The organism is Kitasatospora humi (assembly GCF_020907985.1).
Lineage (GTDB): Bacteria > Actinomycetota > Actinomycetes > Streptomycetales > Streptomycetaceae > Kitasatospora > Kitasatospora humi.
Map to the genome: position 1 here is coordinate 1 of NZ_JAJJPA010000004.1, position 26,613 is coordinate 26,613.

Below are 26,613 nucleotides of genomic sequence, written 5' to 3' on the forward strand. Positions count from 1 at the left end.
CCGAGGAATCTCCGCTGTGCCAAGTGCCCCGAGCTGACCCGGCGTAAGGTCGCATACATGGCCATCCACACCACCGAAACGCTCACCAGCGAGGACCTCGCGACGATCAGGACCGTGCTGGACGCCGCCGCCCTGACGGACGGGCGCCAGGCCGTCTCCGAAGCGGGCCGGCTCCGACTGCGTGCCGACCAGTCGCGGCCCGGCATCCGGCACCTGGTGCAGACCCACCAGGGCACGCCCGCCGGGTACGCGCAGTTGGAGGAGCCCGCCGAGGAGGACGCCACCGCGACCGTGGAGCTCACCGTGCACCCGGAGCTGCGCGGGCAGGGCCTGGGCCGAGAGCTGGTGGACGCGGTGCTCGCGGCTGCCGGCCAGAGCCGCGGCCTCGACTTCTGGGCGCACGGCGGGCATCCGGCGGCGGCCCGCCTCGCCAAGCGGTACGGCGCCGAGTTGGTCCGCGAGCTGCGGCAGATGCGCCGCACCGGGCCGGCGCCGGAGCAGGCCCCGCTGCCCGAGGGCGTGACCGTCCGGACCTTCCGCCCGGGGCAGGACGACGAGGCCTGGCTGCGACTCAACGCGCTGGCCTTCGCCCACCACCCGGAGCAGGGATCGTGGAGCACCCAGGACCTGGCCGACCGGCTGGCCGAGCCCTGGTTCGACCCGGACGGCTTCTTCCTGGCCTGCCGGGGCGAGCAGGTGGTCGGCTTCCACTGGACCAAGGTCCACCCGGCCTCCGCGACCGATCCCGAGTTGGGCGAGGTCTACGTGGTGGGTGTCGACCCGGGCGAGCAGGGCAACGGCCTCGGCCGGGCGCTGACCACCGTCGGCCTGCGCCACCTGGCGCTGGACCGCGGGCTCGGCACCGTGCTGCTCTACGTGGACGCGGACAACTCGGCCGCGGTGCGGGTATATGAACGAGTGGGCTTCACCGTCCACGAAGTAGACCTGATGTACCGCATCGAGCGCGGCAGCTGAACGCGACCGGGGCCCGACCGCCTCAGCTTTCCTCCTGGCCATGCGGTGTTTACCGTGGATTCAATTGACGCCGCGAAGATCACAGGATGACGTCCGTAGTGTCTCGCTCCCGCAGCTTGGGTCATGCGGCTCGGCTCGGTCGGCTAGCGACCGCGCCGGGCGGCCGGCCCTACCCGTCGGGTCCTTCGGGGGCGGAGCAGAACGGCACCTCGGACATCACGGCCCCGGAGGAGCTGGAACCCATGAGCATCACCAACGCGCTCGGTCGCCCGGTGGACAGCACGACCGACGTCGAGCCCGCCGCTCTGCCGCAGGGCCGGTTCCTGGACCGTGAACGCAGCTGGCTGGCGTTCAACGAGCGGGTGCTGGAACTGGCCGAGGATCCCGAGATCCCCCTGCTGGAGCGGACCAAGTTCCTGGCCATCTTCGCGAGCAACCTCGACGAGTTCTTCATGGTCCGGGTGGCCGGCCTGAAGCGCCGGATCGCCACCGGCGTCGCCCAGCGCAGCGCCTCCGGGCTGCAGCCGCGCGAGGTGCTGGACCAGATCTGGACCAGGTCACGGGAGCTGATGGCCCGCCACGCGGCCACCTTCCAGCACGACGTGCTGCCCGACCTGGTCGCCGAGGGCATCGAGGTGGTGCGTTGGGGCGAGCTCACCGACCATGAGCAGTCCCGGCTGCACACCCTGTTCCGGCAGCAGATCTTCCCGGTGCTGACCCCGCTGGCGGTCGACCCGGCGCACCCGTTCCCGTACATATCGGGGCTGAGCCTCAACCTGGCCGTGGTGGTCCGCAACCCGGTCTCCGGCCACAAGCACTTCGCCCGGGTGAAGGTGCCGCAGTCGCTCTCCCGGTTCCTGGAGGCGTCCGCGCAGCGGTACGTGCCGCTGGAGGACGTGATGGGGGCGCACCTGGAGGAGCTCTTCCCGGGGATGGAGGTGCTGGCCCACCACGCCTTCCGGGTCACTCGCAACGAGGACCTGGAGGTGGAGGAGGACGACGCCGAGAACATCCTCAAGGCGCTGGAGAAGGAGCTGATGCGGCGCCGGTTCGGCCCGCCGGTGCGGCTGGAGGTGGAGGAGTCGATCGACCCCTACATCCTCGACCTGCTGGTGCGCGAGCTGAACATCACCGAGGCGGAGGTGTTCCCGCTGCCCGGCCCGCTGGACCTGACCGGCCTGTTCGGGATAGCCGACCTGGACCGGCCGGAGCTGAGGTACCGCAAGTTCGTGGCCGGAACGGCGCGGGCGCTGGCCGACGTCGAGTCGGCTTCGCAGCCGGACGTCTTCGCCGCCATGCGCGAGCGGGACGTGCTGCTGCACCACCCGTACGACAGCTTCTCGACCTCGGTGCAGGCCTTCCTGGAGCAGGCCGCCTCCGACCCGAACGTGCTGGCGATCAAGCAGACGCTGTACCGCACCTCCGGCGACTCGCCGATCGTGGACGCGCTGATAGACGCCGCCGAGTCGGGCAAGCAGGTGCTGGTGCTGGTCGAGATCAAGGCGCGCTTCGACGAGCAGGCGAACATCAAGTGGGCCCGGAAGTTGGAGGAGGCGGGTTGCCATGTGGTCTACGGGCTGGTGGGGCTCAAGACGCACTGCAAGCTGTCGCTGGTGGTCCGCCAGGAGGGTGAGACGCTGCGCCGCTACGCGCACGTCGGTACCGGGAACTACCACCCGAAGACCGCCCGGCTGTACGAGGACCTGGGGCTGCTGACCAGCGACCCGCAGGTCGGTGCCGACCTCTCGGACCTGTTCAACCGGCTCTCCGGCTACTCGCGGCGGGAGTCGTACCGCCGGCTGCTCACCGCGCCGCGCGGGCTGCGGGACGGGCTGCTCGGCCGGATCCGCAACGAGGTCGCCAACAAGGAGGCGGGCCTGCCGGCGTACGTCAAGATCAAGGTCAACTCGATCGTCGACGAGGCCGTGATCGACGAGCTCTACCGGGCCTCGCAGGCAGGTGTGCCGGTGGACGTCTGGGTGCGCGGGATCTGTGCGCTGCGGCCCGGGGTGGCCGGGCTGAGCGAGAACATCCGGGTCCGCAGTGTGCTCGGGAGGTTCCTGGAGCACTCCCGGATCTTCGTCTTCGGCAACGCCGGCGATCCCGAAGTCTGGTTCGGCAGCGCGGATATGATGCACCGCAACCTTGATCGGCGGATCGAGGCGCTGGTTCGGGTGGCCGATCCGGCGCACCGGGCGGAGCTGTCCGAACTGCTGGACCTCGGCATGGCCGAGGACACCGCGTCCTGGCACCTGGGCCCCGACGGCGCCTGGCTCAGGCGGAGCCATGATGCCGACGGCCACCGGCTCCGCGACATCCAGGAGCTGCTCATCGACTCGCGCCAGCGCCGCCGGAGTGCCGCCGGCGGTCTCTGACCATCCGTCACTGCCCCGGGGGTTCGGCCTGCCCCGGGGGAACGGGGAGTACCCACGACATGACTGACGCGCCCATGACGGCCCCGGCGGCCACCGCGACCGCCGGGGAGGTCATCTCCCGGTATCTCACCGAACAGGCGGGCAACTTCCTGCGCGCGCTGCCGCAGGCGGTGGGCGAGGCGGGCGCCAGACCCGGTGCGCTGCCGTCGCTCAACTCCCCGGCCGGCAGCGGGGGGACGCTCGAACTGCTGCGCGCGGTGCGGCGGATCGGCGGTGCCCTGCACACCTTCGGCGCCGTCTTCGAACCGGGCTGGGCGCACGAGTCGCGAGCCGAACTGCGGTGGCTGCTCAATCTGCTGGCGCAGGAACCGGCCTACCAGCGGCGCTCCGCACGGCTGCTGGCGGCGGTTGACTCGCTGAGCGGGGCCGCGCCGGGCGGTGCGGGCGGTCCCGGCATGTTGGCCGGGCACCAGGGAGCCCCCAAGGCCCGGGCGCTGCTGGACCGCCAGCTGACCCTGGCCCGCACTCGCGCGCACAGCACCGTGCTGCAGGAACTCCGCTCGGCGCGGCTGCACGCCCTGGCGGACCGGATGACGCTGCTGGTCGGCGAGGCGCCGCTGGTGGAGTCCGCCCGGGGGAAGGCCGGCGAGGTGCTGCCGCCGCAGGCGGGGGCGGCGTTCACCGCGCTGGGCGCGGCCGTGCGGGCGCTGCCGCTGCACCGGGCGGCGACCGCCTACCAGGGGGACGCGCTGCACCGGTTGGGCGGTGCGGAGCCGACCGGGCCGGCGCTGGTGCCGGCGCAGGGACGGCCGGCGGACGCGGACAGTGCGCTGGCGGCCGACGACGCGCCCTGGCACCGGGTGCGGATCCTGGTGAAGCGGGCCAGGTACGCGCTGGAGGTGTGCGGTCGGCCGGGGGACCAACTGATGGAGGTGGACCGGGTGCTGGACCGCCACCAGGACGCGGCGGACGCGGCGGTGACGGCGGCGACGGCCGCGCGCACGCCGCGGATCACCCCCGCCACGGCCTATGTGCTCGGGGTGGTGCATGCTGATCAGCGGCTGGAGGTCGAGGCGGCGCGGTTCGCGTTCGGCAGCCGGTGGCCGGAGCTCCCGCTCAGCCCGGACGGCTGGGACGGGCCCCCAGGACAGCGGATGGGATGAATGGGCGAGCAGCGGTCCGAGCAGTTGGCCCGCCGGCAGCTGCGCGAGGCGAGGCGGCCGACGCCGTGGCACGGTGAAGGGCCGCAGGCGGCCCGGCCGGCCGGGGGCATAGGCCCGGGGGGCACGCCGCGGACGATCCTGGCAGCGGGTGCGGTGCTCTGGACACCGGGCGCGGCGCGGGCCGACGGCTCGCTGCGCCGTCCCCGGATCGCGCTGATCCACCGGCCCAAGTACGACGACTGGAGCTTGCCGAAGGGCAAGCTGCACCGCGGTGAGTCGCCCTGGGAGGCGGCGGTCCGCGAGGTGGCGGAGGAGACCGGACTGGTCTGCCGGCTGGTGGCGCCGCTGCCCGCGCAGCACTACCTGGCGAACGGTCGCCCCAAGGAGGTCCGCTACTGGGCGGCCGTGCCGGTCTCCGGGGAGTTCCGGCCGAACCGCGAGGTGGACCGGATGAAGTGGCTGAAGCCGGACAAGGCCCGGGCCAAGCTCACCCACGACCGGGACCGGCTGCTGATCGACGCCCTGCTGGAGCTGCTGGCGCGCCGACCTGACTGAAGGTCGGCGGATCCGTGGTGTTAGCCCATCCGATGGGTGAGCGTCATCTGATGCCGTGTCTTGGTTGAATCCTTGCCGTGATGCAACCGTTACTACTGGACCATGTTTCCTGGCATCCGTTCGAGGTTCACCCTCCATTCACTTACGACCGGCTGATGCGTCACCTGCCCGGCCTAGCTTCGGTCCTACCGGAGGGCCGAAGAGGCCCCGGACCACAGCAAGGTCCGCGCCGGGCGCCCGACCAGGGGTCGGGCCCGCGGACTGTGCCAAAGAAAGGGACACCCTGTGAAGCTCCAGCGGAACGGCCGCACCAAGGCCCTCGCGATCGGTGCCGTGGCGCTCGTCAGCTCGCTGTCGCTCGCGGCCTGCGGCTCGGACAACAACAACTCCACCGGCACCGCCGCCGCCAGCGGTGGCGCCAGCTCCGCGGCCGCGATCGCGTGCGCGAGCAAGCAGGCCAACCTGCTGGCCGCGGGTTCGACCGCCCAGGCCAACGCCATCGACGTGTGGAAGAACGCCTACGGCACCGCCTGCTCCGGCACCACGCTGAACTACAACGGTGTCGGCTCCGGCGCGGGTGTCGCGCAGTTCAACCAGGGCAAGGTCGCCTTCGCAGGCACGGACTTCGCGCTCAAGTCGACCGACATCGACGCCTCCAAGCAGGTCTGCCAGAACGGCGGTCAGGCGATCGACCTGCCGATGGTCGCCGGCCTGGTCTCGATCGTCTACAACGTGGACGGCGTCAGCCACCTCACCCTGGACGGTCCGACCACCGCGAAGATCTTCAACTCGGAGATCACCAAGTGGAACGACCCGGCGATCGCCGCCCTGAACCCGGGCGTCACCCTGCCGGCCACCGACATCACCACGTTCCACCGCTCGGACGACTCCGGCACCACCTTCAACCTGACCTCGTACTTCGCCAAGGCCTCGAACGGCGCCTGGACCGCCCCGGCGAGCAAGACCTGGGCGGGCAAGGGCGGCCAGTCGGCCGCGGGCAGCGCCGGCGTCTCCTCGCAGGTCAAGGCCACCAAGGGTTCGATCGGCTACGTCGAGCTCTCCTACGCCCAGACCAACAGCCTGACCAGCGCCTCGATCAACACCGGTGCCAGCAAGCCGGTCGACCCGACCGCCGCCAACGCCGCCATCACCCTGGGCAACTCCACCGTGGTCGGCACCGGCAACGACCTGGCGCTGCAGCTGGACTACGGCACCAAGGCCGAGAACGCCTACCCGATCGTCCTGGTGACCTACGAGGTCGCCTGCGACAAGGGCAACAAGGCCGACACCCTCGACAGCCTGAAGTCCTTCCTCACCTACGCGGCCAGCGACGCCGGCCAGCAGGCGATCTCCAGCAAGGGCTACGTCCCGATGCCGGCGGCCGTCGGCGCCAAGGTGAAGGCCGCGATCACCAACCTCAGCTGACGGTCCGAGCAGGCGCGGGCGGCTCCCCCTGGGGAGAAGGAGCCGCCCGCGCCGCACGGCCCGTCCACCGCACCACTCGTCCGGGGCACCGCCGCCATGGTGCCGCTCCCCGACCGGAGCAGCGCCGCCAGACCGGAGTAAGAACCTCATGACTTCCGCACCCCCTGATCACCCCGGGGACCGCACCCCAGCGTCCACCACACCACCCGGGCAGCCGTCGACCTCCCTGCGGGGCACCGGCCGCCTGGGCGACGTCCTGTTCCGTCTGGCCTCGTCCGGCTCCGGCGTCCTGCTGCTGGTGATCATGGCCGCCATCGCGGGCTTCCTGCTGTACCGCAGCGGGATGGCGCTCAGCCAGGACAAGACGAACTTCCTCACCACCTTCGAGTGGGACCCGGACAACATCGTCAAGCCCAGCTTCGGCATCGCCGTGCTGGCCTTCGGCACGATCGTCAGCGCGGCGATCGCGATGGCGATCGCGGTTCCGATCGCCATCGGCATCGCGCTGTTCATCTCGCACTACGCGCCGCGCCGGATCGCCCAGCCGTTCGCCTACCTGGTGGACCTGCTGGCCGCCGTGCCCAGCATCGTCTACGGCCTGTGGGGCGCGCTCTACCTGGTGCCGCACATGGCGGGCCTGAACGACTGGCTTGACCACTACCTCGGCTGGACCTACGTCTTCAAGGTCAGCCAGCACGGGGCACCGGCCCGCAACCTGTTCACCGTCGGCATCCTGCTGGCCATCATGGTCCTGCCGATCATCACCGCGGTCAGCCGCGAGGTGTTCCGCCAGGTGCCGCGGATGCACGAGGAGGCGGCGCTGGCGCTCGGTGCCACCCGCTGGGAGATGGTCCGCACCGCCGTGCTGCCGTTCGGCCGCCCGGGCATCATCTCGGCCTCCATGCTGGGCCTGGGCCGCGCGCTCGGCGAGACCATCGCGGTGGCCACCGTGCTCTCCGCCAACAGCAAGCTCTCGCTGCACCTGCTGGACGCGGGCGGCGGCACCTTCGCGCAGAACATCGCGCTGAAGTTCGGTGAGGCCGGCAAGCCCGGCATGAACGCGCTGATGGCCTCCGGCCTGGTGCTGTTCGTGATCACCCTGCTGGTGAACGGCGGGGCCCGGCTGATCATCGCCCGCCGCAAGGAGTACTCGGGGGCCAACGCATGAGCACCACGACCACCGTTTCGGACCGCACTCCGGCCCCGCAGCTCAGCGGTCGGCTCACCGCCGCCAAGCTGCCCCGCTGGGCCCCGGCCGGCGTGGCCGTGCTGTCCATCGCCGTCGGCTGCGTGATCGGTGCCGGCGCCGGCCTGGCCAGCCACATCCAGTGGGGCCTGATCTCCGCGCTGCTCTTCGTGGTGCTGAGCTTCGGCCTCTCGGCCAAGGTCGAGGGCGTCCGGCAGGCCAAGGACCGCCTGGCCACCTCGCTGATCTGGGTCGCCTTCATCCTGGCCGTGGTGCCGCTGGTCTCGCTGGTGGTCTACACCGTGCAGCAGGGCGCCGGCGTGGTGGACGGCAACTTCCTCAACCACTCGATGCGCGGGGTGCTCCAGTCCGGTCCGGGCGGCGGCATCTACCACGCGCTGCTCGGCACCCTGCAGCAGGTCGGCCTCGCCACCGCGATCGCCGCGCCGATCGGTCTGCTCACCGCCGTCTACCTGGTCGAGTACGGCCGTGGCCGACTGGCCAAGACGGTCACCTTCTTCGTCGACGTCATGACGGGCGTGCCGTCGATCGTCGCCGGTCTGTTCGTCCTCTCCGTCTGGATCCTGGGCCTCGGGTTCACCTACTCCGGCTTCGCGGGCAGCCTGGCGCTGGCCATCCTGATGATGCCGGTGGTGGTCCGCTCCACCGAGGAGATGCTGCGGCTCGTGCCCAACGAGCTGCGGGAGGCCTCCTACGCGCTGGGCGTGCCGAAGTGGAAGACCATCCTGCGGGTCGTCATCCCGACCGCGATCGGCGGCATCACCACCGGTGTGATGCTGGCTGTGGCCCGGATCACGGGTGAGACGGCGCCGGTGATGATGCTGGTCTTCGTCTCGGACTCGATCAACCCGGATCCGTTCAACGGCCCGCAGATGAACCTCCCGGTCTACATCTGGCAGCAGTACTCCCAGGTCAACAACAGCTTCGGGTACGCCCGGGCCTGGGGTGCCGCACTGGTCCTGATCGCCTTCGTGATGGCGCTCAACCTGGTCGCCCGCGGCATCGCCCGCTGGCGCTCGCCCAAGGCCGGCAACTGACCGTCCGACTGACGTACGAGAAGACGAGAGAAGAAAGAATCATGGCGAAGCGCATCGACGTCAGCGGACTGTCGGCCTTCTACGGTGGCACCAAGGCCATCGAGGACATCTCGATGACCATCGAGCCCCGCTCGGTGACCGCCTTCATCGGCCCCTCCGGCTGCGGCAAGTCGACCTTCCTGCGGACCCTGAACCGGATGCACGAGGTGATCCCGGGCGCCCGGGTCGAGGGCAAGGTCCTGCTGGACGACGAGAACCTGTACGGCCCGGGGGTCGACCCGGTGGCGGTGCGGCGCACCGTCGGGATGGTCTTCCAGCGGCCGAACCCGTTCCCGACCATGTCGATCTACGACAACGTGGCCGCCGGCCTGAAGCTCGCCGGGGTGAAGAAGAAGTCGGTGCTGGACGGCATCGTGGAGCAGTCGCTGAAGGGCGCCAACCTCTGGAAGGAGGTCCACAACCGGCTGAACAAGCCGGGCGCCGGCCTCTCCGGTGGTCAGCAGCAGCGCCTGTGCATCGCCCGGGCGATCGCGGTGCAGCCCGAGGTGCTGCTGATGGACGAGCCCTGCTCGGCGCTGGACCCGATCTCCACGCTGGCGATCGAGGACCTGATCGGTGAGCTGAAGTCGCGCTTCACCATCGTGATCGTGACCCACAACATGCAGCAGGCGGCCCGGGTCAGCGACCGCACGGCGTTCTTCAACCTGGCCGGGGTCGGCCAGCCGGGCAAGCTGATCGAGTTGGACGACACCCAGCGGATCTTCTCCAACCCGTCCGTGCAGGCGACCGAGGACTACATCTCGGGCCGCTTCGGCTGAGCCGAACCCCAGTACTGCCCCGGGGTGCTGCATGGCGGTGCCGCCGCGGGGCATGGAAGGGCCCGCCCTCGGGACGCGAGGGCGGGCCCTTGTCCGTGCGCGGATGTCCGTGCGCGGATGTCCGTGCGTGCGGCTCCGGCTAACCCACGATCAGGTCGGTCAGCCAGAAGACCCCGGCGGCCACCAGGGCGGAAGCCGGCATGGTGATGAACCAGCCGAGCACGATGTTCTTGGCCACCCCCCAGCGGACCGCGCGGACCCGCTTGGTGGCGCCCACGCCCATGATCGCCGACGTGATCACATGGGTGGTGGAGATCGGCGCCTTGTAGACGTACGACGTGATGTACATGATCGCTGCCGAGGTGGACTCGGCGGCGAAGGCCTGCGGCGGGTCCAGTTCGATGATCTTGCGGCCGAGGGTGCGCATGATCCGCCAGCCGCCCGCGTAGGTGCCCAGCGAGAGCATCGTGGCGCAGGAGATCTTGACCCAGACCGGGATGCCGTTGCCGCTCTGGTGGCCGGAGATGGTCAGCGCCATCACCACCACACCCATGGTCTTCTGGGCGTCCTGCAGGCCGTGGGCCAGCGCCATCGCGGCGGCCGAGGCGGTCTGCGCGACCCGGAAGCTGCGCTTGGCGCGGTGCGGGTTGGTGCGGCGGAACAGCCACAGGATGGCCAGCATGATCAGGTAGCCGGCGATCAGGCCGACGATCGGTGAGACCACCATCGGGATGATGATCTTGTCGATCACGCCGCTCCAGATCACCCCGGTGCCGCCGGCCAGCGCGGCGCCGACCAGGCCGCCGAAGAGCGCGTGCGAGGAGGAGGACGGCAGGCCGAAGTACCAGGTGACCAGGTTCCAGACGATCGCCCCGACCAGGGCGCCGAAGAGGATGGTCATCCCCTCGGCGCCGTGCGGGGTTTCGATCAGGCCCTTGGAGACGGTCTGCGCCACCCCGCTGCCGAGGAAGGCGCCGGCCAGGTTCATCACCGCGGCCATCGCCAGCGCGGCGCGCGGGGTGAGGGCCCGGGTGGAGACCGAGGTGGCGATGGCGTTCGCCGAGTCGTGGAAGCCGTTGGTGTAGGTGAAGAAGAAGGCAACGCCGATGACGACGATGAGTGCTGCCATGTCCACGCTGGTCAGGACTCCTTGACGGCGATGGTCTCCACCGTGTTGGCCACGTGCTCGAACGCGTCCGCGGCCTCCTCAAGGACGTCGACCACCTGCTTGAGCTTGAGCACCTCGATCGCCTCGTACTGGCCGCTGAACAGGTGGGCCAGCAGCTTGCGGTGGATCTGGTCGGCCTGGTTCTCCAGCCGGTTGACCTCGATCCAGTACTCGGTGAGGTTGGACATGCTGCGCAGGTTGGGCATCGCGGCGGCGGTCAGCTCGGCGGCCCGGGCCAGCACCTCGATCTGCTGCTCCACGCCCTTGGGGAGGGTCTGGATGTCGTAGAGCACGACGAGGTCGACGGCCTCCTCCATGAAGTCCATGATGTCGTCCAGCGAGGAGGCCAGGCTGTAGATGTCCTCGCGGTCGAACGGGGTGATGAAGGAGGAGTTCAGCTGGTGGAAGATCGCATGGGTGGTGTCGTCACCCGCGTGTTCGGCGGCGCGCATGCGCTCGACGATCTCCGCACGGGCTGACACGTCCGAGCCCAGCAGTTCCAGCAGGAGCTTCGATCCGACGACCAGGTTCTCCGCGGCGGCGGCGAACATGTCGTAGAAGCTCGTCTCCTTCGGGGTCAGGCTAAAACGCACGGAAATCTCCGATGAGCGGGGGAGGGACTCAACGATGCTAGGTGTTCTGCGCCGGGGATGTGCAAACGGGGTGCGCGGCTGAGAACCGGATCCTCCTCTTCCGAGCGGCCTCGGTCTACGCGCATCAGTCTGGCGGAATCCGGGCCCGATGACTGCCGTCCTGCACCCGCCGATCGCCATCCGACCCCCGGACGGGGGAACAGCGGCCGGGCTGCGCGGGTGCGGGAGACTAGTGCCATGACGACCACCGAGGCCGACGGCGGACACGGCCCCCACGGCTACAGCAAGAACAAGGCGGACCACCTGAAGCGGCTGCGCCGGATCGAGGGCCAGGCCCGGGGACTGCAGCGGATGGTGGAGGAGGACGTCTACTGCATCGACATCCTCACCCAGGTCTCGGCGACCACCAAGGCGCTGCAGTCCTTCGCCCTGGCGCTGCTGGAGGAGCACCTCGCCCACTGCGTCGCGGCGGCCGTCGAGGAGGGCGGCACGGCGGTGAACGACAAGGTCACCGAGGCGATGGCGGCGATCAGCCGGCTGCTGCGGAGCTGATCGGACCCTGGCCGTCCGAAGGCTCGCGGGACTGCGGAGCCTCCGGGGCTCCGTCGGCTGCCGGGCGGCGCAGCAGCACCTCGTCGATCCGGGCAGTGGGCAGCCGCTCGGCGCTGCTGTCGGTGGCCGCGATCATCAGTTCACCGGCCAGCTCGATCTCGTCGAGGGCCGCGCATTCCTGGCCGAACGCTCGATCCGCCGAGGACGACACCCAGCACCACCCCTTCAGCGCCCGCTCACCGGGGCGGCAGCAACCCTCCCCCAGCTCCCCCGGCCTTCGGCCCGGGAGGGGCCCCCTCCCGGGCCGAAGGCCGGGGGCGGCCCCCATCGGCCGGGAGGCGCCCCCAACCAGCCTAGGGAGTGCCCGCCCGCCGCCCCATGGCACGGACGGGCCATCTCTGGCGCGCAACTGGGTGGCCCGCCGGCGGCGGCCCGATGGCGCGTCACTCCGGTCCCCGGTGGTGCGTCAGCTCGGTGCCGCGTCACTCCGGTCCCGGTGGTGCGTCAGCTCGGTGGCCGACCGGGCGTCACTTCGGCGAGGGGGTGCCGCTGTCCTTCAGTTCGACCACGTCGCCGCCGGCCGGCTCGGAGACGGAGACCGCCGTGCCGAAGTCGCTCAGCGAGACCGTGGAGGTGACCTGCACCTGGTCCTTGGGGTCCTTGGAACCGGCCACCCCGGCGAAGGTGAAGTTCTCGATCACCCGGTGCAGCCGGCCCTGCGCGTCCAACCAGGCCTCGAAGGGCACGTCCTTGACGGTGAAGGTGGAGGCCGCCATCCGCAGCCCGAAGCCGGCCTGCCCGCCGGCCGCGTCGGCGGCCTTGGCCAGGTCCAGGGTGCCCTTGTAGTGCTTCAGCGGGATCCCGTCCACGGTCTCGTCGCCGGCCACGGTGGCCTGCTGGGCGCCGCGCAGCGCGGCCGCGGCGGTGGCCGGGTCGGTGGCGCCGTTGCTGATCAGATTGCCGTCGGCGAGCTGCCGCACGTCCAGCTTGACCCACTTGCCGGGGGCCACGCCCTTGGCGCCGCTGTTCTGCAGGAAGACCACGCCCGGCTCGTAGACCTCCACCACCGGGCCGTGGGTGGCCGCGCCGGGCGGCACCTGCACCTCCAGCCGGCCGATCCGCTTGACGTAGTCATAGGGGCCGCCGCCGCTGAACGAGGCCTTCTTGGAGCCCGAGACGGTGGTCAGCTGGGTGGTGGCCTGCGCCGAGCCGGTGTGGCCGGTGATGTCCGGGGCGTTGCGCACCGCGGTCAGCGGGTCGTCGGCGAGCTTGTCGGCCACCGGGCTGCCGGACGCGCCCGCGTCGCTGGAGCCGGCCGAGCCACCGCCGCAGCCGGTGAGCACGGCGGCGAGCAGGGCGGCAGCGGCTGCCGAGCCGATGGCCCGGGTCTGGCGCGACGTCGTCATGGTGAACTCAACCCCCATGGTGAGCGACCCCCTCGGGCCGGAGAAACCGGCGAGCCGCCGCTCCTGGCTGGGCGGGGCCGGTACAGCCGAGAACGAGGCCGGTGCGCCACGGGTTACGCGCCGCCGGGCGCGCGCGGGGCGGTCCGCGCCCCTCCCGCTCGGCGCGGCGGCCGTTGCGGACGGTGCAGTACCGTGGGCGACGTGTCGGCGGCAATTCCCCAAGCGGATCCCCGGGCGCCCGGCGGGCACCTGGCGCAGGTGACCGAGCGCGGCTCCTTCGCCTGCGCGGCGTGCAGCTGCGGATGGTTCGCCCCGGCCCGGCGATCCAGGGACCGGGCCCGGCGGGACGTCGCGGAGCACCTGGAGAGCCTGGAGACTCTGGAGCAGGGCTGACGGCGCCGGCGGCGCCGGGGCGGGGACGGGCAGCGGGGCGGACCCGGGGTCAGGCGGTGGGGATCGAGCGCGTCAGGCGGCGGGGGCGGACCCGGGGTCAGGCGGCGGGGGCGGACCCGGGGTCAGGCGGCGAGGTCGGACTCGGGGGCGGGCGGCCGTTCGGCGGTGGGCGAGCCGCCACCGCGGCGCTGCCGGCCGTCGCCGGTCCCGGCCGGTCGCGCGGTCACCAGGGGCGCGGCCGCGGTCCGGGAGACCGCGTGGCAGAGCGGGACCAGCACCACGTTGGCGAGCGGCGCCAGCAGCAGCACCACGGCGGCGGCCAGCGCGTAGCCGCCCAGCACGTCGGTCGGATAGTGCACGCCCATGTAGACCCGGCAGAAGCCCTGCAGCAGCGCCAGCACCCCGGCGATCGCCCCGAGCCGCCGGTTGACCAGGAACAGCGCCACGGCCACGCCCATCGCCATGGTCGAGTGGTCGCTGACGAAGGAGTGGGTGCCGGCCTTGCCGGCGACCAGCACGTGCAGGTCGGGATGGCTGACGAAGGGTCTGGGCCGGTCCACGATCGCGGAGATCGGCAGGTTGGCCAGCTCGGCCAGCGCCACCGACAGCGGCACCCAGAGCACCCCGGCGACCGCCACCGGTGCGTCGGGGCGGCGGCGCGCGGTCAGCCAGCCGATGGTGACCAGGGCCAGCAGGCCGAGCAGGATGCCGTACTCACCGATCCAGGAGACCAGCGAGTCCAGCCAGTGCGGCGCGCTCTTCGCCAGGTCGTTGACGGTGTAGAGCAGCTCGAGATCGGGGTTGCCGTCGCCCGGGTCGGCCAGCAGCGTGGACACCCCTTACCTCCTGTGCACGGTCGACCGGCGCTGTCGGCTTGCAGCCTACTTGACCTGGCGTGGTCGAACTGGCGTCCCGTCAGGGCGACGGGCTGGCGGAGGCCGAGGCGAGGGAGGAGCCGCCCTTGCCGTCCAGCGCGGAGCCGCCGGTGATGGTGCCGTCCGCGGCCCTGGTGGGCAGCGCGGCGGCGCCGTCCGGGGTGACCCGGGTCGCGCCGATGTAGTCGGAGCGGTCGATCGCGTCGTACCGGATCTCGGCGCCGGTGTGCGGGGCGTCGATCATGTAGCCGCCGCCGACGTAGATGCCGACGTGGTGGATGCTGCGCGGATCGCTCAGGTCGGTGGCGAAGAACACCAGGTCCCCGGGACGGAGTTGGTCGCGGCTGGGGTGCTGGCCCGAGTACCACTGGTCGTTGGCCACCCGGGGCAGCTCGATGCCGACCGAGTGGAAGGCGGCCCAGGTCAGTCCGGAGCAGTCGAACCGGCCGTCCAGTCCCGTGCCACCCCACTCGTACGGGATGCCCAGCTTGGTCTGCGCGAAGTAGATGGCGCCGTTGGCCTGCGGGGAGATCGCGACCGGAGTGGTGACGGCGGTGAAGCTGCGCGCCAGCGAGAGGATCGACTGGACGTAGTTCTGGGTCTCGGAGTAGGGCGGGATGCCGCGGTTGCGGAGCACCGCGTCGGTGCCGGCGTTGTAGGCGGCCAGCATGTTGGCCTGCGGGTCGCCGGGGACGGAGGCGACGTCCCTGGCGTAGGCGCAGTCGATCCGGGCGGCCATCGGGATGGCCTGGCTCGGGTCCCACGGGTTGGTCCAACCCGGGTCCGCGTACTGCTTCCAGGTGTCCGGCATGATCTGACTGATGCCCTGCGCGCCGACGTTGCTGACGGCGGTGGGGTTGAACCCGCTCTCCTGGTAGAGCTGGGCGGCCAGCAGCGGCGGGGTCACCTGCGGGCAAGTACTGCTGCCGGCCTGCTGGATGAGGGACTGGTAGGCGGCCGGGACCGTGCCGGTGGCGAGCGACACGTGGGATCCGCCGCCCGCCGCGCCCTGGGGCAGACCGCTCGCCGCATAGGTGCCGAGGCCGAGCAGGAGCAGGAAGCCGCCGCCAAGAGCTCCCGCTGCGATCGCCGCTCGGCCGCCATTCCGGAGTACCATCAGCACCATCCCGATGCAGTGTCAGAGTGCTTGTGTCCGAGGTGCTGAGCTATTGGTTCGGTCCTGGACAGGAGCCTCCGGCGCGGTACCGGAACGCATATGCCCCCCGCACGCGCCAAGTCGAACGGCCGACACCTCCACCAGTCTGCTGCAATGCGTTGCCCAGCGCAATCATCGGAGATACAAAGAGTGAGCGCTATCCTTCGTCCAGTGGACATCCTGGCAAACGTGTCCCGTGCCCCGCGACCAATCCTCAAGAAGTAGCCAAGTCGACATCAGATCCGGCCAAGAATAGGCCCTGGCCCTTCGCGCGTCGGTGGTCGTGGCCGTTGAATTGCCTGATCGGGCGGTGAGACAGGAAATGCACGTGAGTGACACAGTGAGCAGCGTGGGCAGCACCGTGAATGGATATGCAAGCGGCCTGCTGGCCGCCGACCCTCCCAAGAAGCCCGGCATCGACACCATTATCGGTGGCATCGCCCCTGATTGGGGCCCCTTCGCCACGCTGGGCTCGGAGGCCCGGATCATGGTCGAGGTGGTGATGGCCGTCGCGATCCTGCTCTGCCTGGCGATCGCGGTCTGGGGGGCGGCCAAGCAGCGGATCGGCGCCACCGCGCTGCGCGACACCTTCAGCGCCGAGCAGGGCAAGGGGCTGATCGTCGCCGGCCTGACCGGCGTGTTCATCATTGGATCACTCGGCACCCTGTTCACCATTGTGTACGGCATGGCCATCTGATGAACGTTCATCTGATGAGTGCGGTCTCCTGATGGTCGCGTTCGTCTGATGACCTGACAGCCGACCGGGCCCACCACGGCCGGGTCGCCACACCGCTCCCCCAGCCCTCGGCCGGGGGACCCCCCATGCCTCCGCGCCGCAGGCCGGAAGACCACGACGGAGCCCACCCCCGGCTCCCTGTCCCAGGAGGGCCGCCGTGCCGTTGCCCGACGACCAGCCGCACACCCGTACGCGGCTGCCGGTCGGCGAACAGGCCTCCGGCCAGCCGACAGCGCGTCAGCCCCGGCCGCTGCGCACCCTGCTGACCGTCCTGGTCGTGGTCACCCTGCTCGTGGTGGCCATCGCCATCGCCAACAACGCCCGTTCCGGCGCCCCGACTTCGGGCGGCGCCGGCGCAGCGCACGCCACCGGCGCGGTGCCGCCCGGCGGCGCCGCCACCGCGCCCAGCGGCGAGCAGCCGGTGACCGCGACCAGCAACGGCATCGGCACCGGCTACCCCCACACCGACCAGGGCGCCCAGTCGGCCGCCGCCAACTACGCGGTGGCGCTGGGCGGAGCGGACATGTTCCAGCCCGCCGGGCGGGGGCGGATCCTCGACACCATCGCCGACCCGGCGGCCGCGGGAGCCCTGCGGGGGGTGCTGGACCAGGCGGCCGCGCCGGCGGTGCTGGCCGGCCTGGGCCTGGACGCCCAGGGCAAGGCGCCCGTCGACCTGACCTTCGTGAGCCGCACCACCCCGATCGGCACCAAGACGGACGCCTTCTCGCCGGACAAAGCCAAGGTGGATGTGTGGTGCGCCGGGATGACCGGCATGGCCGGGCAGAACACCACCCGGCCGGTCACCGCCAGCTGGTTCACCTTCACCATCACGCTGCACTGGACCGGTGGGGACTGGAAGGTGAGCGACCTCAGCAGGCAGACCGGCCCGGTCCCGCTGCCGGCCGACCAGCAGGCCTCGACATCCGATCAGATCACCGGCGCGGTCCAGCAGTTCGGAGGCTTCCGCTATGCCCGCTGACGCTCGCGAACGCTCCTTCCCGCGGCGCGCGGGGAGACTGGGAGCGGCATTCGCGGTGGTGCAGCTGACCGCCCTGCTGGCGGCCCAGCGCGCGTTCGCGGCGCCGAGCCCGACTCCGGCGTCCGGCAGCCCCACCCCGTCGGGCAGCCCGTCGCCGAGCTCCAGTGCCTGCAGCGTGCTGCCGCTGCCGGGAAGTGACGTCTACTGCGCGCAGGGCAACGGCTCCGGCACGCTCCCCGGCTCCGGGACCGTCGGCTCCGTGACCGATCCGCTCGGGTCGTTGGCGAAGGCGTGTGCGCAGGCGGCGGCGTGGGTGGTGCGGAACCTGTCGGGGGCGATCGACAGCACGACGCAGGTGGACTTCACCAACACCGACTTCCTGTCGCAGTACGCGGTGGTGTTCGCGGCGTCGACGGTGCTGACGCTGGTGCTCTGGCTGCTGGCGGTGACCAAGCGGGCGGTCCGCGGGGTGCCGCTGACGCAGGCGATCTCGGAGGCCATCGGGTTCCTGTGGCTGACCGTGATCGCCTCGGCGTTCACCCCGCTGATCCTCTACACCCTGGTGGGGGCGACCGACGGGGTGACGGCGGTGATAGCGGCCGGGACGAAGTCCGGCACCGGGGACTACCTCGGCGGGTTCGCCGACACCCTGGAGCACGGGTCGATCGGCGGCGGGCCGCTGATACTGGTGCTGGTCTCGCTGGTGGCGGTGCTGGCCGCGGTGGTGCTCTGGATCGAACTGTGGGTGCGCACCGCGATGCTGTACGTGGGAGCGCTGCTCGGCACCGCCGTGTACGCGGGGCTGGTCGACAAGCAGCTGTGGAAGCACGTGCGCCGCTGGGCGGGACTGATGGCGGCGATCGACCTGGTCAAGCCGGTGATCGTGATCATCCTTGGCCTGGCCGCCGCGGTGGCCGGCAGCGCCGGCGCCTCCGACGACTTCTCCAGGGTGCTCGCCGGCCTGGCGATCCTGTTCCTGTCGGTCTTCGCCAGCAGCGCGATCTACCGCTTCGTGCCCGGCTTCGGCGACGAGATGCTGCACCTGCGGCAGGCCAGGGCGAGCGCGGTCAGCGCCGGCCAGGCGATGATCAACGGGCCGGCCAACCTGGTCAAGCAGGGCATCTCGACGCACGGTTCGCGCGGCGGGGCGGAGACCGCGACCGCCTCGGCCAGCGGCGGCGCGGGCGGCGGTTCGGTCGCCCCCGGCATCGCCGCGCACGCGACCCGGCAGCCCGCCGCCGCGCCGAAGCCACCGGCCCCACCGGCCCAGCCCCCAGCCCAGAACCCAGCGAAGGGAGGGTGACGCACCTTGAGCAGCGAGCCGCTCGGCCAGTACGGGGGGCAGTACGCCCAGCCGTACGTCCACCAGCGCCGCACCTACCTGATCGGCAAGTCGCGACCGAACGCGCCGATCGGGCGGAACCGGGAGTCCGGGGAGATCATCCTGATCATCTTCGGCGCCTTCCTGGGGATGCTCTGGGGTCTGCTGGTGCCGGTCCTGGCGTTGCGGATCGTCGGCCTGGTGGGCTTCCCGCTGCTGGCCATCGCCGCGGTGTACCTGCCCTACCGGCGCCGGACCTTCTACAAGTGGGTGGAGATCAACCGCACCTTCCGGCGCACCGTGCGCAGCGGCCGGGCGGTCTGGCAGTCCACCGCGATGGATGCCGGCACCCGGTTGGACGGCCGGGAGGTCGAGATCGGTCCGCCGCCGGGCGTGGGGCGGCAGCGCTGGCTGACCGCGCCGTTCGGGCCGGACGAGATCGCCGTGCTGATGCACCTGGAGCGGCGCACCGTGACCGCCGCGATCGAGATCGAGGGCCCGGGCGTGGGGCTGCGCGACTCCGAGGACCAGGAGGCGCTGGTCGACCGGTTCGGCACCCTGCTCAAGCACGTCGCCAACGGGGACGGCTTCGTGACCCGGCTGCAGATGCTGGCCCGCACCCTGCCGGCCGACCCGGACGCGCACGCCAAGGACGTCGAGCGGCGCGGCGACCAGGACGCGCCGCGCTGGCTGCGGGACTCCTACGACCAGCTGCAGTCGATGGTGTCCACCTCCTCCGAGCAGCACCGGGCCTACCTGGTGGCCTGCATGCACTACACCCGGGACCTGGCCGCCGAGTCGCACGCGATGGGCCGCAGCGCCTACGACAAGCGCGGCGCGGTTCGCGAGGACGACGGCTTGGCGGCAGTCATGGCGCGTGAACTCACCGACATCTGCGCCCGGTTGGCGGAGGCCGACATCCGGGTGCGGCAGCCGCTGGGCGAGGCCCGGCTGGCCTCGCTGCTGCACTCGATGTACGACCCGGACCACCCGATCGACCACATCCAGGCGATGACCCGGCGCAACGCCTGGCCGGCCGAGCTGGACGCCACCGACCCGCAGTTCCTGCAGGCCAAGACCCGCGAGTCGGCCACCCGGGAGCCCTGGTGCCACGCCACCGCCTGGATCAAGGAGTGGCCGCTCACCCCGGTGGGCGTCAACTTCCTCGCTCCGCTGCTGGTGCACACCCCGGACGTGATCCGCACGGTCGCCGTCACCATGGACCTGGAGCCGACCGACGTCGCGATCGAGCGGATGCTCACCGAGAAGACCAACGACGAGGCGGAGGCCAGCCGCGCGGCCAAGATGAACCGCACGGTGGACCCGCGCGACCTGGCCCACACCGGCCGGGTCGACCAGCGCGGTGACGACCTGGCCTCCGGCGCCGCCGGGGTGAACCTGGTCGGCTACATCACGGTCTCCGCCCGCAGCCCCGAGGCGCTGGCCCGCGACAAGCGGACCATCCGGGCCTCGGCCGGCAAGAGCTACCTCAAGCTGGAGTGGTGCGACCGCGAGCACCACCGGGCGTTCGTCAACACCCTGCCGTTCGCCACCGGCATCCGCCGCTGACCGTCCGCCACCGGCATCCGCCGCCGACCAACTGGAGCCACCCGTGGCCATGGGCAACCTCACCGACGCGTTCACCAGCCTGATGTTCGGCAAGGTGGAGACCACCCGGCTTCCGGTGCGCACCTCCACCGGGCAGGCCCAGGCGGTCTACCTGCCCACCGCCGCACCGGGGTTGGGCGACTCCGGGGTGATCATCGGCCGCGAGGTGTACAGCGGAAAGGGCTACGTCTACGACCCGTTCCAGCTCTACGGTCAGCAGCTGCCGGCCCCGCACTGGCTGGTGCTCGGCGAGTCCGGAAACGGCAAGTCGGCGCTGGAGAAGACCTACGTGCTGCGGCAGTTGAGGTTCCGCGACCGGCAGGTGGTGGTGCTGGACGCGCAGGGCGAGGACGGTGTCGGCGAGTGGAACCTGATCGCCGACGCGCTGGGCATAAAGTCCGTCCGGCTGGACCCGATGGCGGCCCGGGACGGCGGGGTCAAGCTCAACCCGCTGGACCCGGCGATCACCACCACCGGGCAGCTCTCGCTGCTGCGCACCATCATCGAGGTGGCGATGGGCCGGAGCCTGGAGGAGCGGGCCGGCTTCGCGCTGAAGGCGGCGCACGCCCACGTCCGGGCCACCGTGACGGACCGCCAGCCGATCCTCGGCGACATCATCGAGACGCTGCGGCGCCCCGACCTGTCCTCGGTGGAGTCGCTCGGGGTCGACCCGGAGGAGGTGCAGTCCTGGGGCCTGGACGTGGCCCTGGTGCTGGACCGGCTGGTCGACGGTGACCTGCGCGGCATGTTCGACGGGCCGACCAGCTCGGGCATCGACCTGGACGCTCCGCTGATCGTCTTCGACCTGTCGCACATCGACCGCAACTCGATCGCGATGCCGATCCTGATGGCGATCGTCGGCGTCTGGCTGGAGCACACCTGGATCCGCCCCGACCGCAGGAAGCGCATCTTCCTGGTCGAGGAGGCCTGGCACATCATCAACAGCCCGTTCGTCGCCCAACTCTTCCAGCGGCTGCTGAAGTTCGGACGCCGACTCGGTCTGTCGTTCGTCGCCGTGGTGCACCACCTGTCGGACGTGGTGGACGGTGCCGCCGCCAAGGAGGCCTCGGCGATCCTCAAGATGGCCTCCACCCGCACCATCTACATGCAGAAGGCCGACGAGGCCCGGGCCACCGGCCGGGTGCTCGGCCTGCCCAGGTGGGCGGTGGAGATCATCCCCACCCTCTCCCCGGGCATCGCGGTCTGGGACGTCAACGGCAACGTCCAGGTGGTCAAGCACATCATCACCGAGACCGAGCGGCCGCTGGTCTACACCGACCGCGCAATGACCGAGGACGCGGTGGCCGAGCGCATCCGGGCCGAACGTCAGCTCGCGGCGGAGCCGGGAGTCTGACGTCGGGGCCGGTGCGCGAGATGGGGGTCCCCCCGGCCGGAGGCTGGGGGAGCATCCGGGCCGAACGTCAGCTCGCGGCGGAGCCGGGAGTCTGACGTCGGGGCCGGTGCGCGAGGTGGAGAACTCCGTCAGTCGGCGGTCGGACCAGGGGCATGAGGCGGCTGCGGGGGCTGGGGTGGCCGCGGGGGCAGCGGGGGTGTCGCCGGGGGCGGTTCCGGTGCGCCGGGCAGGGTGACCACCGCGAACGCACCCGGGCCGCCGTCCGGTGCCGGGCCGAGCGTGACCCGGCCGCCGCTGTCCTCCACGGTCTGCGCCACGATCGACAGGCCCAGCCCCGAACCCGGCAGCTGCCGGGACGACGGGGAGCGCCAGAACCGGTCGAAGACGTACTGCAGTTCGTCCTCCGGGATGCCCGGTCCGTGGTCGCGGACCGTCAACCGGCCGTGGTGCAGGGTCACTTCGATGGTGCCGGCCGGTGGGCTGTACTTCACCGCGTTGTCGAGCAGGTTCATCACGGCGCGCTCCAGCGCAGCCGCGTCGGCCTGGGCGTACCAGGGCTCCATGGTCACGTCGAAGTTGAGCCCCGGGCCGCGCAGCTTGGCCCGTTCCACGGCGCGTTGGGCGATCTCGTGCACCGCGACCACCGCCACGTTCTGCCCCGGGCGCGGCGAGTCCGGGCGGGACAGCTGCAGCAGGTCACCGATGAGCACGGTGAGTTCCTGCATCTGCGCCTTCATCGAGCCGAGCAGCTTGGTCTTGGTGGCGGGCGGCAGCGGTCGACCGGTCTCGTCGCTGCGGATCATCAGGTCCACGTTGGTGCGCAGCGAGGTGAGCGGCGTGCGCAGCTCATGTCCGGCGTCCGCGATCAGGCGGGTCTGGCGCTCCCGGGAGTTGGCGAGCGCGGTGGACATGGAGTTGAAGGACGAGGAGAGCCGGGCGATCTCGTCTTTGCCGTGCACCGGGATCGTGGTGCCCACCTCCTCGGTGCGGGCGATGTGCTCCACGGCGTCCGTGAGGTCGTCGACCGGGCGCAGGGCGGCCCGGGCGACGATCCGGCCGGTGACCCCGGCGATGCCGATGCCGATGGCGGAGACGACGATGAGGATGAAGCCGAGGTTCTCCAGGGAGCTGTCCACCTTGGCCAGCGAGCTGGCGGTGACCAGGAGCGCCGGCTTCTGCGAGGGGCTCGGGTAGCCGGCGGTCACGCGAACCATGGCCGGTTCGCCGTCGGAGTACCTCCCCACCCGGTAGCTGGACTTGGCGGGCTCACCTGGTACCAGGGAGTGCAGCAGGTCGAAGTCGCTCTTGTAGAGCTCGATCCCGCGCGGTGCGGCGTTGGGCAGTACGCAGATCTGGTCGCTGTCGAAGACCAGCTCCTGGTCCCAGCGGTTCTCGCCGTAGCTCGCTTGCTGGCGCGGTGCGAGCTGGTCGTAGTACTGCTTCGCGACGCCGGCCGCCTCCTGGGGCGTCGTGCTGCAGGGGGCGTCCAACGGGAATCGGGGCTTCGCCGAGACGCTGGCCAGGTTCTCCTGCTGCAGCTGGTAGATCTCCTGCCTGGCGATGAACCAGGCCGCCGTCGAGGCGATCGCGATCGCCACCGCCACCGCCACCGACGCCAGTACCGCCAGCCGGCTGCGCAACGACATGTCGTGGTACCACCGCGACAGCCGCCCGCGCGCCCGCTTCCCCCGTGATCGAACCTGCGTGCTCATCACCCTCAGGCCGTCGCTCCGCTGGGCGCGCGCAGCGCGTAGCCGACACCGCGCACCGTCTGGATGAGCCGGGGCATGCCGCCCTGCTCGGTCTTCCTCCTCAGGTACATCACGTACACGTCGAGCGAATTGGAGGACGGTTCGAAGTCGAAGCCCCAGACCGCCTTGAGGATCTGCTCCCGGGTGAGCACCTGGCGGGGGTGCGCGAGGAACATCTCCAGCAGCATGAACTCGGTGCGGGTCAGCTCGATCGGCTTGCCGGAGCGGGTGACCTCGCGGGTGGCGGTGTTCATCTTCAGGTCGGCGAAGGCGAGCACCTCCGAGTCGTCCTCCACCACGCCGGCCCGCGCGGCGGCCTCGGTGGCCAGCGCGTTGCGGCGCAGCAGGGCGCGGATCCGGGCCAGCAGCTCGTCCAGTTCGAACGGCTTGGCGAGGTAGTCGTCGGCGCCGACGTCCAGGCCGGTGACCCGGTCGCCCACCGCGTCGCGCGCGGTGAGCATCAGGACCGGGGCCGTGTCGCCGCGCGAACGCATCCGGCGGACGGTGGTGAGGCCGTCCATCCGGGGCATCATGATGTCCAGCAGCACCAGGTCCGGCTTGTCGCGTTCGACGGCCTCCAGCGCCTCGTAGCCGTCGGTGGCGGTGCTGACCTCGTAGCCCTCGAAGGCGAGGCTGCTCTCCAACGCGTCGCGCAGCGCGGGCTCGTCGTCGACCACGAGCAGCCGCGCGGGCGGCGCGGAAGGCTCGGCGGGGTTGCGGTCGTCGGCGGGGGGAGTCATCGGCGGGAGTGCCCTCTCTGGATGTGGAAGGGGTGTTGCCATTGTGCGGTGCGGACCACCCGGAACGGGACCACCGGGGACCAGCAGGTTGCACATCAGGGGTTCAGCGGCTCACCGATCAAGCGGCTCACAGGTTCTGGCCGGCCTGCATCTTGGGCAGCACCTGCTTGACGGTGTCGATCGGGATGGCGAAGCCGAGGCCGACGCTGCCGCCCTGGCCGGAGCCGGAGCCGGAGTTGCCGCTGCCGGAGTACATCGCCGAGTTGACGCCGATCACCTGGCCGGCGGCGTTGATCAGCGGGCCGCCGGAGTTGCCGGGGTTGAGTGCGGCGTCGGTCTGCAGCGCCGAGTAGGTGGCGGTGCTGCCGCTGTTGGAGGGGCGGCTGTTGTAGCCGGGCAGGAACGGGAAGCCGAAGCCGCCGTTGCCGCGCGTGGTGGTCTCGTCGACCTGCACGGTGACCGGGCGGTCCTTGGCGCTGATGATGCCGGAGGTGACGGTGCCGGTCAGGCCGTCCGGGTTGCCGATGGCGACCACCTGGTCGCCGACCTGCAGGGCGCCGGAGGAGCCGAGGGTGGCCGGCTTGAGGCCGCTGGCGCCGCCGGCGGTGATCACCGCGAGGTCGCTCGACTTGTCGGTGCCGGTCACCGTGCCGGTCGTCTTGGCGCCGTTGTTGAAGGTCACGGTGATGCTGCCGCCGTCGCTGACGGCGCTGGAAATCACGTGGTAGTTGGTGAGGATCTGGCCGCCGGCGGTGAGGATGATCCCGGTGCCGATGTCGCTGCCGCCGCTGGTCTGCACGGTGATCTGGACGACGCTCGGCGAGACGGCGGAGGAGATCGCGGCCACGTTGGCGGTGCCGCTCTGGTCGGAGACCGGGCTGACCACGGTCGGGGCGGAGGCGCTGGTGGAGGCGGCGGTGTGCCCGCCCTCCACGACGGTGCCGCCGATCACGCCACCGAGCACGGCGGCGACGGCTGCGACGGCGGTGGCGAGGGCGACCCGGCCGCGCTGGTACCTCCCAGCCGCCAGGCCGGGGGCGAAGCCGGTGCGGGCGTGCTTCGCGGGTCCCTCGGGAGCGGGCGCCGGGTCGGCCTCGAAGGCCGGCGGGGGCGCCGGGTGGTCGAAGTAGTCGAAGTGAGCGGTGGGTGCCCCGGCCGGCTTCGGCGGGAACGGGTACCCCGACTCATCTGCGGTGCTGCGGTGCTCGCTCATGCACCACACGGTCCGCCCGGTGGATGAGGGTTCGATGAGAACCGGGTCAGAACGGCCAGAGAAGCCCGTTGGCTTCTCATAAAGGCGCGCTACTCTGCGCCCGCCACGCCGGGGGCCGCGTCGAGCGACGGCTCGCCGGCGCAGCCGCAGGAGCGCCGCACCACCAGCCGGGACGGGAAGCGCCGCACCCGCTCGGTGCCCGAGCCGGGCACCATCAGCGAGTCGTCCAGCACCAGGTCGACTGCGGCCCGGGCCATCGCCTCGCCCTCGCTGGCCACCGTGGTCAGCGGCGGGTCGGCCAGCGCGGCCTCGGGGATGTCGTCGAAGCCGGTCACCGCGAGGTCCTCGGGCACCCGCAGGTTCAGCTCGCGGGCGGCCCGCAGCACGCCGATCGCCTGGTCGTCGGTGGAGCAGAAGATCGCCGGCGGCCGGTCGTCGGAGCCGAGCAGCTTCAGCGCGACCTGGTAGGCGCCGTAGCGGTGGAACGGGGCCTCCACCAGCCGGCCGTCGGTGTCAAGATCGGCCGCGGCCATGGCCCGCTGCCAGCCCGCGATGTGGTCGATGACCGGGTCGCCGGGCACCGGGGTGTCCACCGGGCCGCCGAAGCAGGCCACGTACGGGTGGCCGTGCACCTCCAGCAGGTGCCGGACCACCAGCTCGGCGCCGCCGATGTCGTCGGTGACCACCGAGACGTCGTCGGCGGACTCCGGGCGGCGGTGCAGCAGCACCACCTTGGCGCCCTCCATGGCGGCGAACTCCCTGGCGGCACGCTGCGGCGCGCCCTGGCTGACCAGGATCAGACCGGAGACCCGCATGCCGAGGAAGGCCTGGATGTAGTGCATCTCGCGGTCTTCGACGTAGTCGGAGTTGCCGATCAGCACCAGCTTGTTGCGGTCGGAGGCGGCCCGTTCGACGGCGTGGGCCATCTCGGCGAAGAACGGCTGCCGGGCGTCCGGCACGATCATGCCGATCAGGTTGGTGCGGCGGGAGGCCATCGCCTGGGCGACGCTGTTCGGCCGGTAGCCGAGCTGCTCGATCGCGGCGAGCACCCGCTCCTTGGTGGCGGGTGCCACCGGGCGGGGTCCATCGTTGATCACGTAGCTGACGACCGCGGTCGAGGTCCCAGCCAGTCGGGCTACGTCGTCGCGCGTCACCTTGGCCACGCAGGGAGTCTACGCGTGTATGTCCAGCCCGCCAGTGCCCGGGCCCGGTA

General features: G+C 71.3%; 25 protein-coding genes. 15 read left to right on the forward strand and 10 right to left on the reverse strand.

Annotated elements, in window-relative coordinates:
- The first annotated feature begins 57 nt into the window (after positions 1-57).
- The 8 genes from mshD (at position 58) to pstB (ending at position 9,555) form a co-directional block, all read left to right on the forward strand.
- Positions 58-975 carry a mycothiol synthase gene (mshD, locus tag LN042_RS05640; protein ID WP_230049046.1) on the forward strand — a complete coding sequence of 306 codons (918 nt, stop codon included), beginning with the start codon at positions 58-60 and terminating at the stop codon, positions 973-975.
- 86 nt (positions 976-1,061) lie between these two features.
- The gene (locus tag LN042_RS05645) at positions 1,062-3,350 is read left to right on the forward strand and encodes an RNA degradosome polyphosphate kinase (protein WP_230049048.1); all 2,289 of its coding nucleotides are present in this window, start codon (positions 1,062-1,064) and stop codon (positions 3,348-3,350) included.
- Positions 3,351-3,409: 59 nt separating this feature from the next.
- The gene (locus LN042_RS05650; protein WP_230049050.1) at positions 3,410-4,513 is read left to right on the forward strand and encodes a CHAD domain-containing protein; all 1,104 of its coding nucleotides are present in this window, start codon (positions 3,410-3,412) and stop codon (positions 4,511-4,513) included.
- Positions 4,514-5,068 (forward strand): NUDIX hydrolase, encoded by a 555-nt coding sequence (locus LN042_RS05655; protein ID WP_372495676.1) that lies wholly within the window; start codon positions 4,514-4,516, stop codon positions 5,066-5,068.
- A 285-nt stretch (positions 5,069-5,353) separates the two neighbouring features.
- Positions 5,354-6,493, forward strand: coding sequence for a phosphate ABC transporter substrate-binding protein PstS (gene pstS / locus LN042_RS05660; protein WP_230049052.1), 1,140 nt, complete (start codon positions 5,354-5,356; stop codon positions 6,491-6,493).
- A gap of 148 nt (positions 6,494-6,641) precedes the next feature.
- A complete protein-coding gene (gene pstC, locus LN042_RS05665) occupies positions 6,642-7,661 on the forward strand; it encodes a phosphate ABC transporter permease subunit PstC (protein ID WP_230049054.1) in 1,020 nt (339 codons plus the stop codon).
- Positions 7,658-8,737, forward strand: coding sequence for a phosphate ABC transporter permease PstA (gene pstA, locus LN042_RS05670; protein ID WP_230049056.1), 1,080 nt, complete (start codon positions 7,658-7,660; stop codon positions 8,735-8,737). Before pstC ends, pstA begins: the two co-directional genes overlap by 4 nt.
- A 41-nt stretch (positions 8,738-8,778) precedes the next feature.
- Complete coding sequence (gene pstB, locus LN042_RS05675) at positions 8,779-9,555, forward strand: phosphate ABC transporter ATP-binding protein PstB (protein WP_230049057.1); 777 nt, start codon at positions 8,779-8,781, stop codon at positions 9,553-9,555.
- A gap of 139 nt (positions 9,556-9,694) precedes the next feature.
- Here the strand turns inward: pstB and LN042_RS05680 are convergent, their stop codons facing one another.
- Positions 9,695-10,690 carry an inorganic phosphate transporter gene (locus LN042_RS05680; RefSeq protein WP_230049059.1) on the reverse strand — a complete coding sequence of 332 codons (996 nt, stop codon included), beginning with the start codon at positions 10,688-10,690 and terminating at the stop codon, positions 9,695-9,697.
- Between the two features lie 5 nt (positions 10,691-10,695).
- A complete protein-coding gene (locus tag LN042_RS05685) occupies positions 10,696-11,316 on the reverse strand; it encodes a DUF47 domain-containing protein (protein WP_230049061.1) in 621 nt (206 codons plus the stop codon).
- Positions 11,317-11,553: 237 nt separating this feature from the next.
- On the opposite strand from LN042_RS05685, the gene LN042_RS05690 reads away from it, so the two are divergent.
- Positions 11,554-11,868, forward strand: coding sequence for a metal-sensitive transcriptional regulator (locus LN042_RS05690; RefSeq protein ID WP_230049063.1), 315 nt, complete (start codon positions 11,554-11,556; stop codon positions 11,866-11,868).
- On the opposite strand, the gene LN042_RS05695 is transcribed toward LN042_RS05690, so the two are convergent.
- On the reverse strand, positions 11,846-12,079 hold the full coding sequence (locus tag LN042_RS05695) for a hypothetical protein (RefSeq protein ID WP_230049064.1): 234 nt from the start codon (positions 12,077-12,079) through the stop codon (positions 11,846-11,848). The two genes, LN042_RS05690 and LN042_RS05695, sit on opposite strands and share 23 nt — an antisense overlap.
- Before the next feature lie 316 nt (positions 12,080-12,395).
- Positions 12,396-13,274 (reverse strand): SCO4651 family lipoprotein, encoded by an 879-nt coding sequence (locus LN042_RS05700; protein WP_230049066.1) that lies wholly within the window; start codon positions 13,272-13,274, stop codon positions 12,396-12,398.
- Positions 13,275-13,475: 201 nt separating this feature from the next.
- On the opposite strand from LN042_RS05700, the gene LN042_RS05705 reads away from it, so the two are divergent.
- A complete protein-coding gene (locus LN042_RS05705; RefSeq protein ID WP_249800742.1) occupies positions 13,476-13,667 on the forward strand; it encodes a hypothetical protein in 192 nt (63 codons plus the stop codon).
- Positions 13,668-13,789: 122 nt separating this feature from the next.
- Here the strand turns inward: LN042_RS05705 and LN042_RS05710 are convergent, their stop codons facing one another.
- Entirely contained in the window at positions 13,790-14,503 is a 714-nt protein-coding gene (locus tag LN042_RS05710; RefSeq protein ID WP_230049068.1) for a phosphatase PAP2 family protein, read from the reverse strand.
- Between the two features lie 79 nt (positions 14,504-14,582).
- Positions 14,583-15,659 (reverse strand): NlpC/P60 family protein, encoded by a 1,077-nt coding sequence (locus LN042_RS05715; RefSeq protein WP_230049070.1) that lies wholly within the window; start codon positions 15,657-15,659, stop codon positions 14,583-14,585.
- 421 nt (positions 15,660-16,080) lie between these two features.
- On the opposite strand from LN042_RS05715, the gene LN042_RS05720 reads away from it, so the two are divergent.
- The 5 genes from LN042_RS05720 to LN042_RS05740 all read left to right on the forward strand — a co-directional run bounded on the left by LN042_RS05720 (position 16,081) and on the right by LN042_RS05740 (position 21,696).
- Positions 16,081-16,395: a DUF8827 family protein gene (locus LN042_RS05720; protein ID WP_230049473.1), complete on the forward strand. Its 315-nt coding sequence runs from the start codon at positions 16,081-16,083 to the stop codon at positions 16,393-16,395.
- Between the two features lie 196 nt (positions 16,396-16,591).
- Positions 16,592-17,413, forward strand: coding sequence for a hypothetical protein (locus LN042_RS05725; RefSeq protein WP_230049071.1), 822 nt, complete (start codon positions 16,592-16,594; stop codon positions 17,411-17,413).
- A complete protein-coding gene (locus LN042_RS05730) occupies positions 17,403-18,716 on the forward strand; it encodes a hypothetical protein (protein WP_230049073.1) in 1,314 nt (437 codons plus the stop codon). Before LN042_RS05725 ends, LN042_RS05730 begins: the two co-directional genes overlap by 11 nt.
- Before the next feature lie 6 nt (positions 18,717-18,722).
- Positions 18,723-20,303: an SCO6880 family protein gene (locus LN042_RS05735; RefSeq protein ID WP_230049075.1), complete on the forward strand. Its 1,581-nt coding sequence runs from the start codon at positions 18,723-18,725 to the stop codon at positions 20,301-20,303.
- 49 nt (positions 20,304-20,352) lie between these two features.
- Positions 20,353-21,696, forward strand: coding sequence for an ATP-binding protein (locus tag LN042_RS05740; protein WP_230049475.1), 1,344 nt, complete (start codon positions 20,353-20,355; stop codon positions 21,694-21,696).
- 128 nt (positions 21,697-21,824) lie between these two features.
- Here the strand turns inward: LN042_RS05740 and LN042_RS05745 are convergent, their stop codons facing one another.
- From LN042_RS05745 to LN042_RS05760, 4 genes are all read right to left on the reverse strand, one after another.
- A complete protein-coding gene (locus LN042_RS05745; protein WP_230049077.1) occupies positions 21,825-23,342 on the reverse strand; it encodes a sensor histidine kinase in 1,518 nt (505 codons plus the stop codon).
- A 71-nt stretch (positions 23,343-23,413) separates the two neighbouring features.
- Positions 23,414-24,187, reverse strand: coding sequence for a response regulator transcription factor (locus tag LN042_RS05750; RefSeq protein WP_230049079.1), 774 nt, complete (start codon positions 24,185-24,187; stop codon positions 23,414-23,416).
- Between the two features lie 127 nt (positions 24,188-24,314).
- Positions 24,315-25,400, reverse strand: coding sequence for a S1C family serine protease (locus tag LN042_RS05755; RefSeq protein ID WP_283843573.1), 1,086 nt, complete (start codon positions 25,398-25,400; stop codon positions 24,315-24,317).
- An 89-nt stretch (positions 25,401-25,489) separates the two neighbouring features.
- The gene (locus LN042_RS05760; RefSeq protein ID WP_230049082.1) at positions 25,490-26,563 is read right to left on the reverse strand and encodes a LacI family DNA-binding transcriptional regulator; all 1,074 of its coding nucleotides are present in this window, start codon (positions 26,561-26,563) and stop codon (positions 25,490-25,492) included.
- Positions 26,564-26,613: the final 50 nt, after the last annotated feature.

Bases quoted from the DNA above. Each gene is read 5' to 3' on its own strand.
- mshD (WP_230049046.1), top strand. From the start codon at position 58: ATGGCCATCCACACCACCGAAACGCTCACCAGCGAGGACCTCGCGACG.
- LN042_RS05645 (WP_230049048.1), top strand. From the start codon at position 1,062: ATGACGTCCGTAGTGTCTCGCTCCCGCAGCTTGGGTCATGCGGCTCGG.
- LN042_RS05650 (WP_230049050.1), top strand. From the start codon at position 3,410: ATGACTGACGCGCCCATGACGGCCCCGGCGGCCACCGCGACCGCCGGG.
- LN042_RS05655 (WP_372495676.1), top strand. From the start codon at position 4,514: ATGGGCGAGCAGCGGTCCGAGCAGTTGGCCCGCCGGCAGCTGCGCGAG.
- pstC (WP_230049054.1), top strand. From the start codon at position 6,642: ATGACTTCCGCACCCCCTGATCACCCCGGGGACCGCACCCCAGCGTCC.
- pstA (WP_230049056.1), top strand. From the start codon at position 7,658: ATGAGCACCACGACCACCGTTTCGGACCGCACTCCGGCCCCGCAGCTC.
- pstB (WP_230049057.1), top strand. From the start codon at position 8,779: ATGGCGAAGCGCATCGACGTCAGCGGACTGTCGGCCTTCTACGGTGGC.
- LN042_RS05690 (WP_230049063.1), top strand. From the start codon at position 11,554: ATGACGACCACCGAGGCCGACGGCGGACACGGCCCCCACGGCTACAGC.
- LN042_RS05700 (WP_230049066.1), bottom strand. From the start codon at position 13,274: ATGACGACGTCGCGCCAGACCCGGGCCATCGGCTCGGCAGCCGCTGCC.
- LN042_RS05715 (WP_230049070.1), bottom strand. From the start codon at position 15,659: ATGGTACTCCGGAATGGCGGCCGAGCGGCGATCGCAGCGGGAGCTCTT.
- LN042_RS05730 (WP_230049073.1), top strand. From the start codon at position 17,403: ATGCCCGCTGACGCTCGCGAACGCTCCTTCCCGCGGCGCGCGGGGAGA.
- LN042_RS05740 (WP_230049475.1), top strand. From the start codon at position 20,353: ATGGGCAACCTCACCGACGCGTTCACCAGCCTGATGTTCGGCAAGGTG.
- LN042_RS05745 (WP_230049077.1), bottom strand. From the start codon at position 23,342: ATGTCGTTGCGCAGCCGGCTGGCGGTACTGGCGTCGGTGGCGGTGGCG.
- LN042_RS05750 (WP_230049079.1), bottom strand. From the start codon at position 24,187: ATGACTCCCCCCGCCGACGACCGCAACCCCGCCGAGCCTTCCGCGCCG.
- LN042_RS05755 (WP_283843573.1), bottom strand. From the start codon at position 25,400: ATGAGCGAGCACCGCAGCACCGCAGATGAGTCGGGGTACCCGTTCCCG.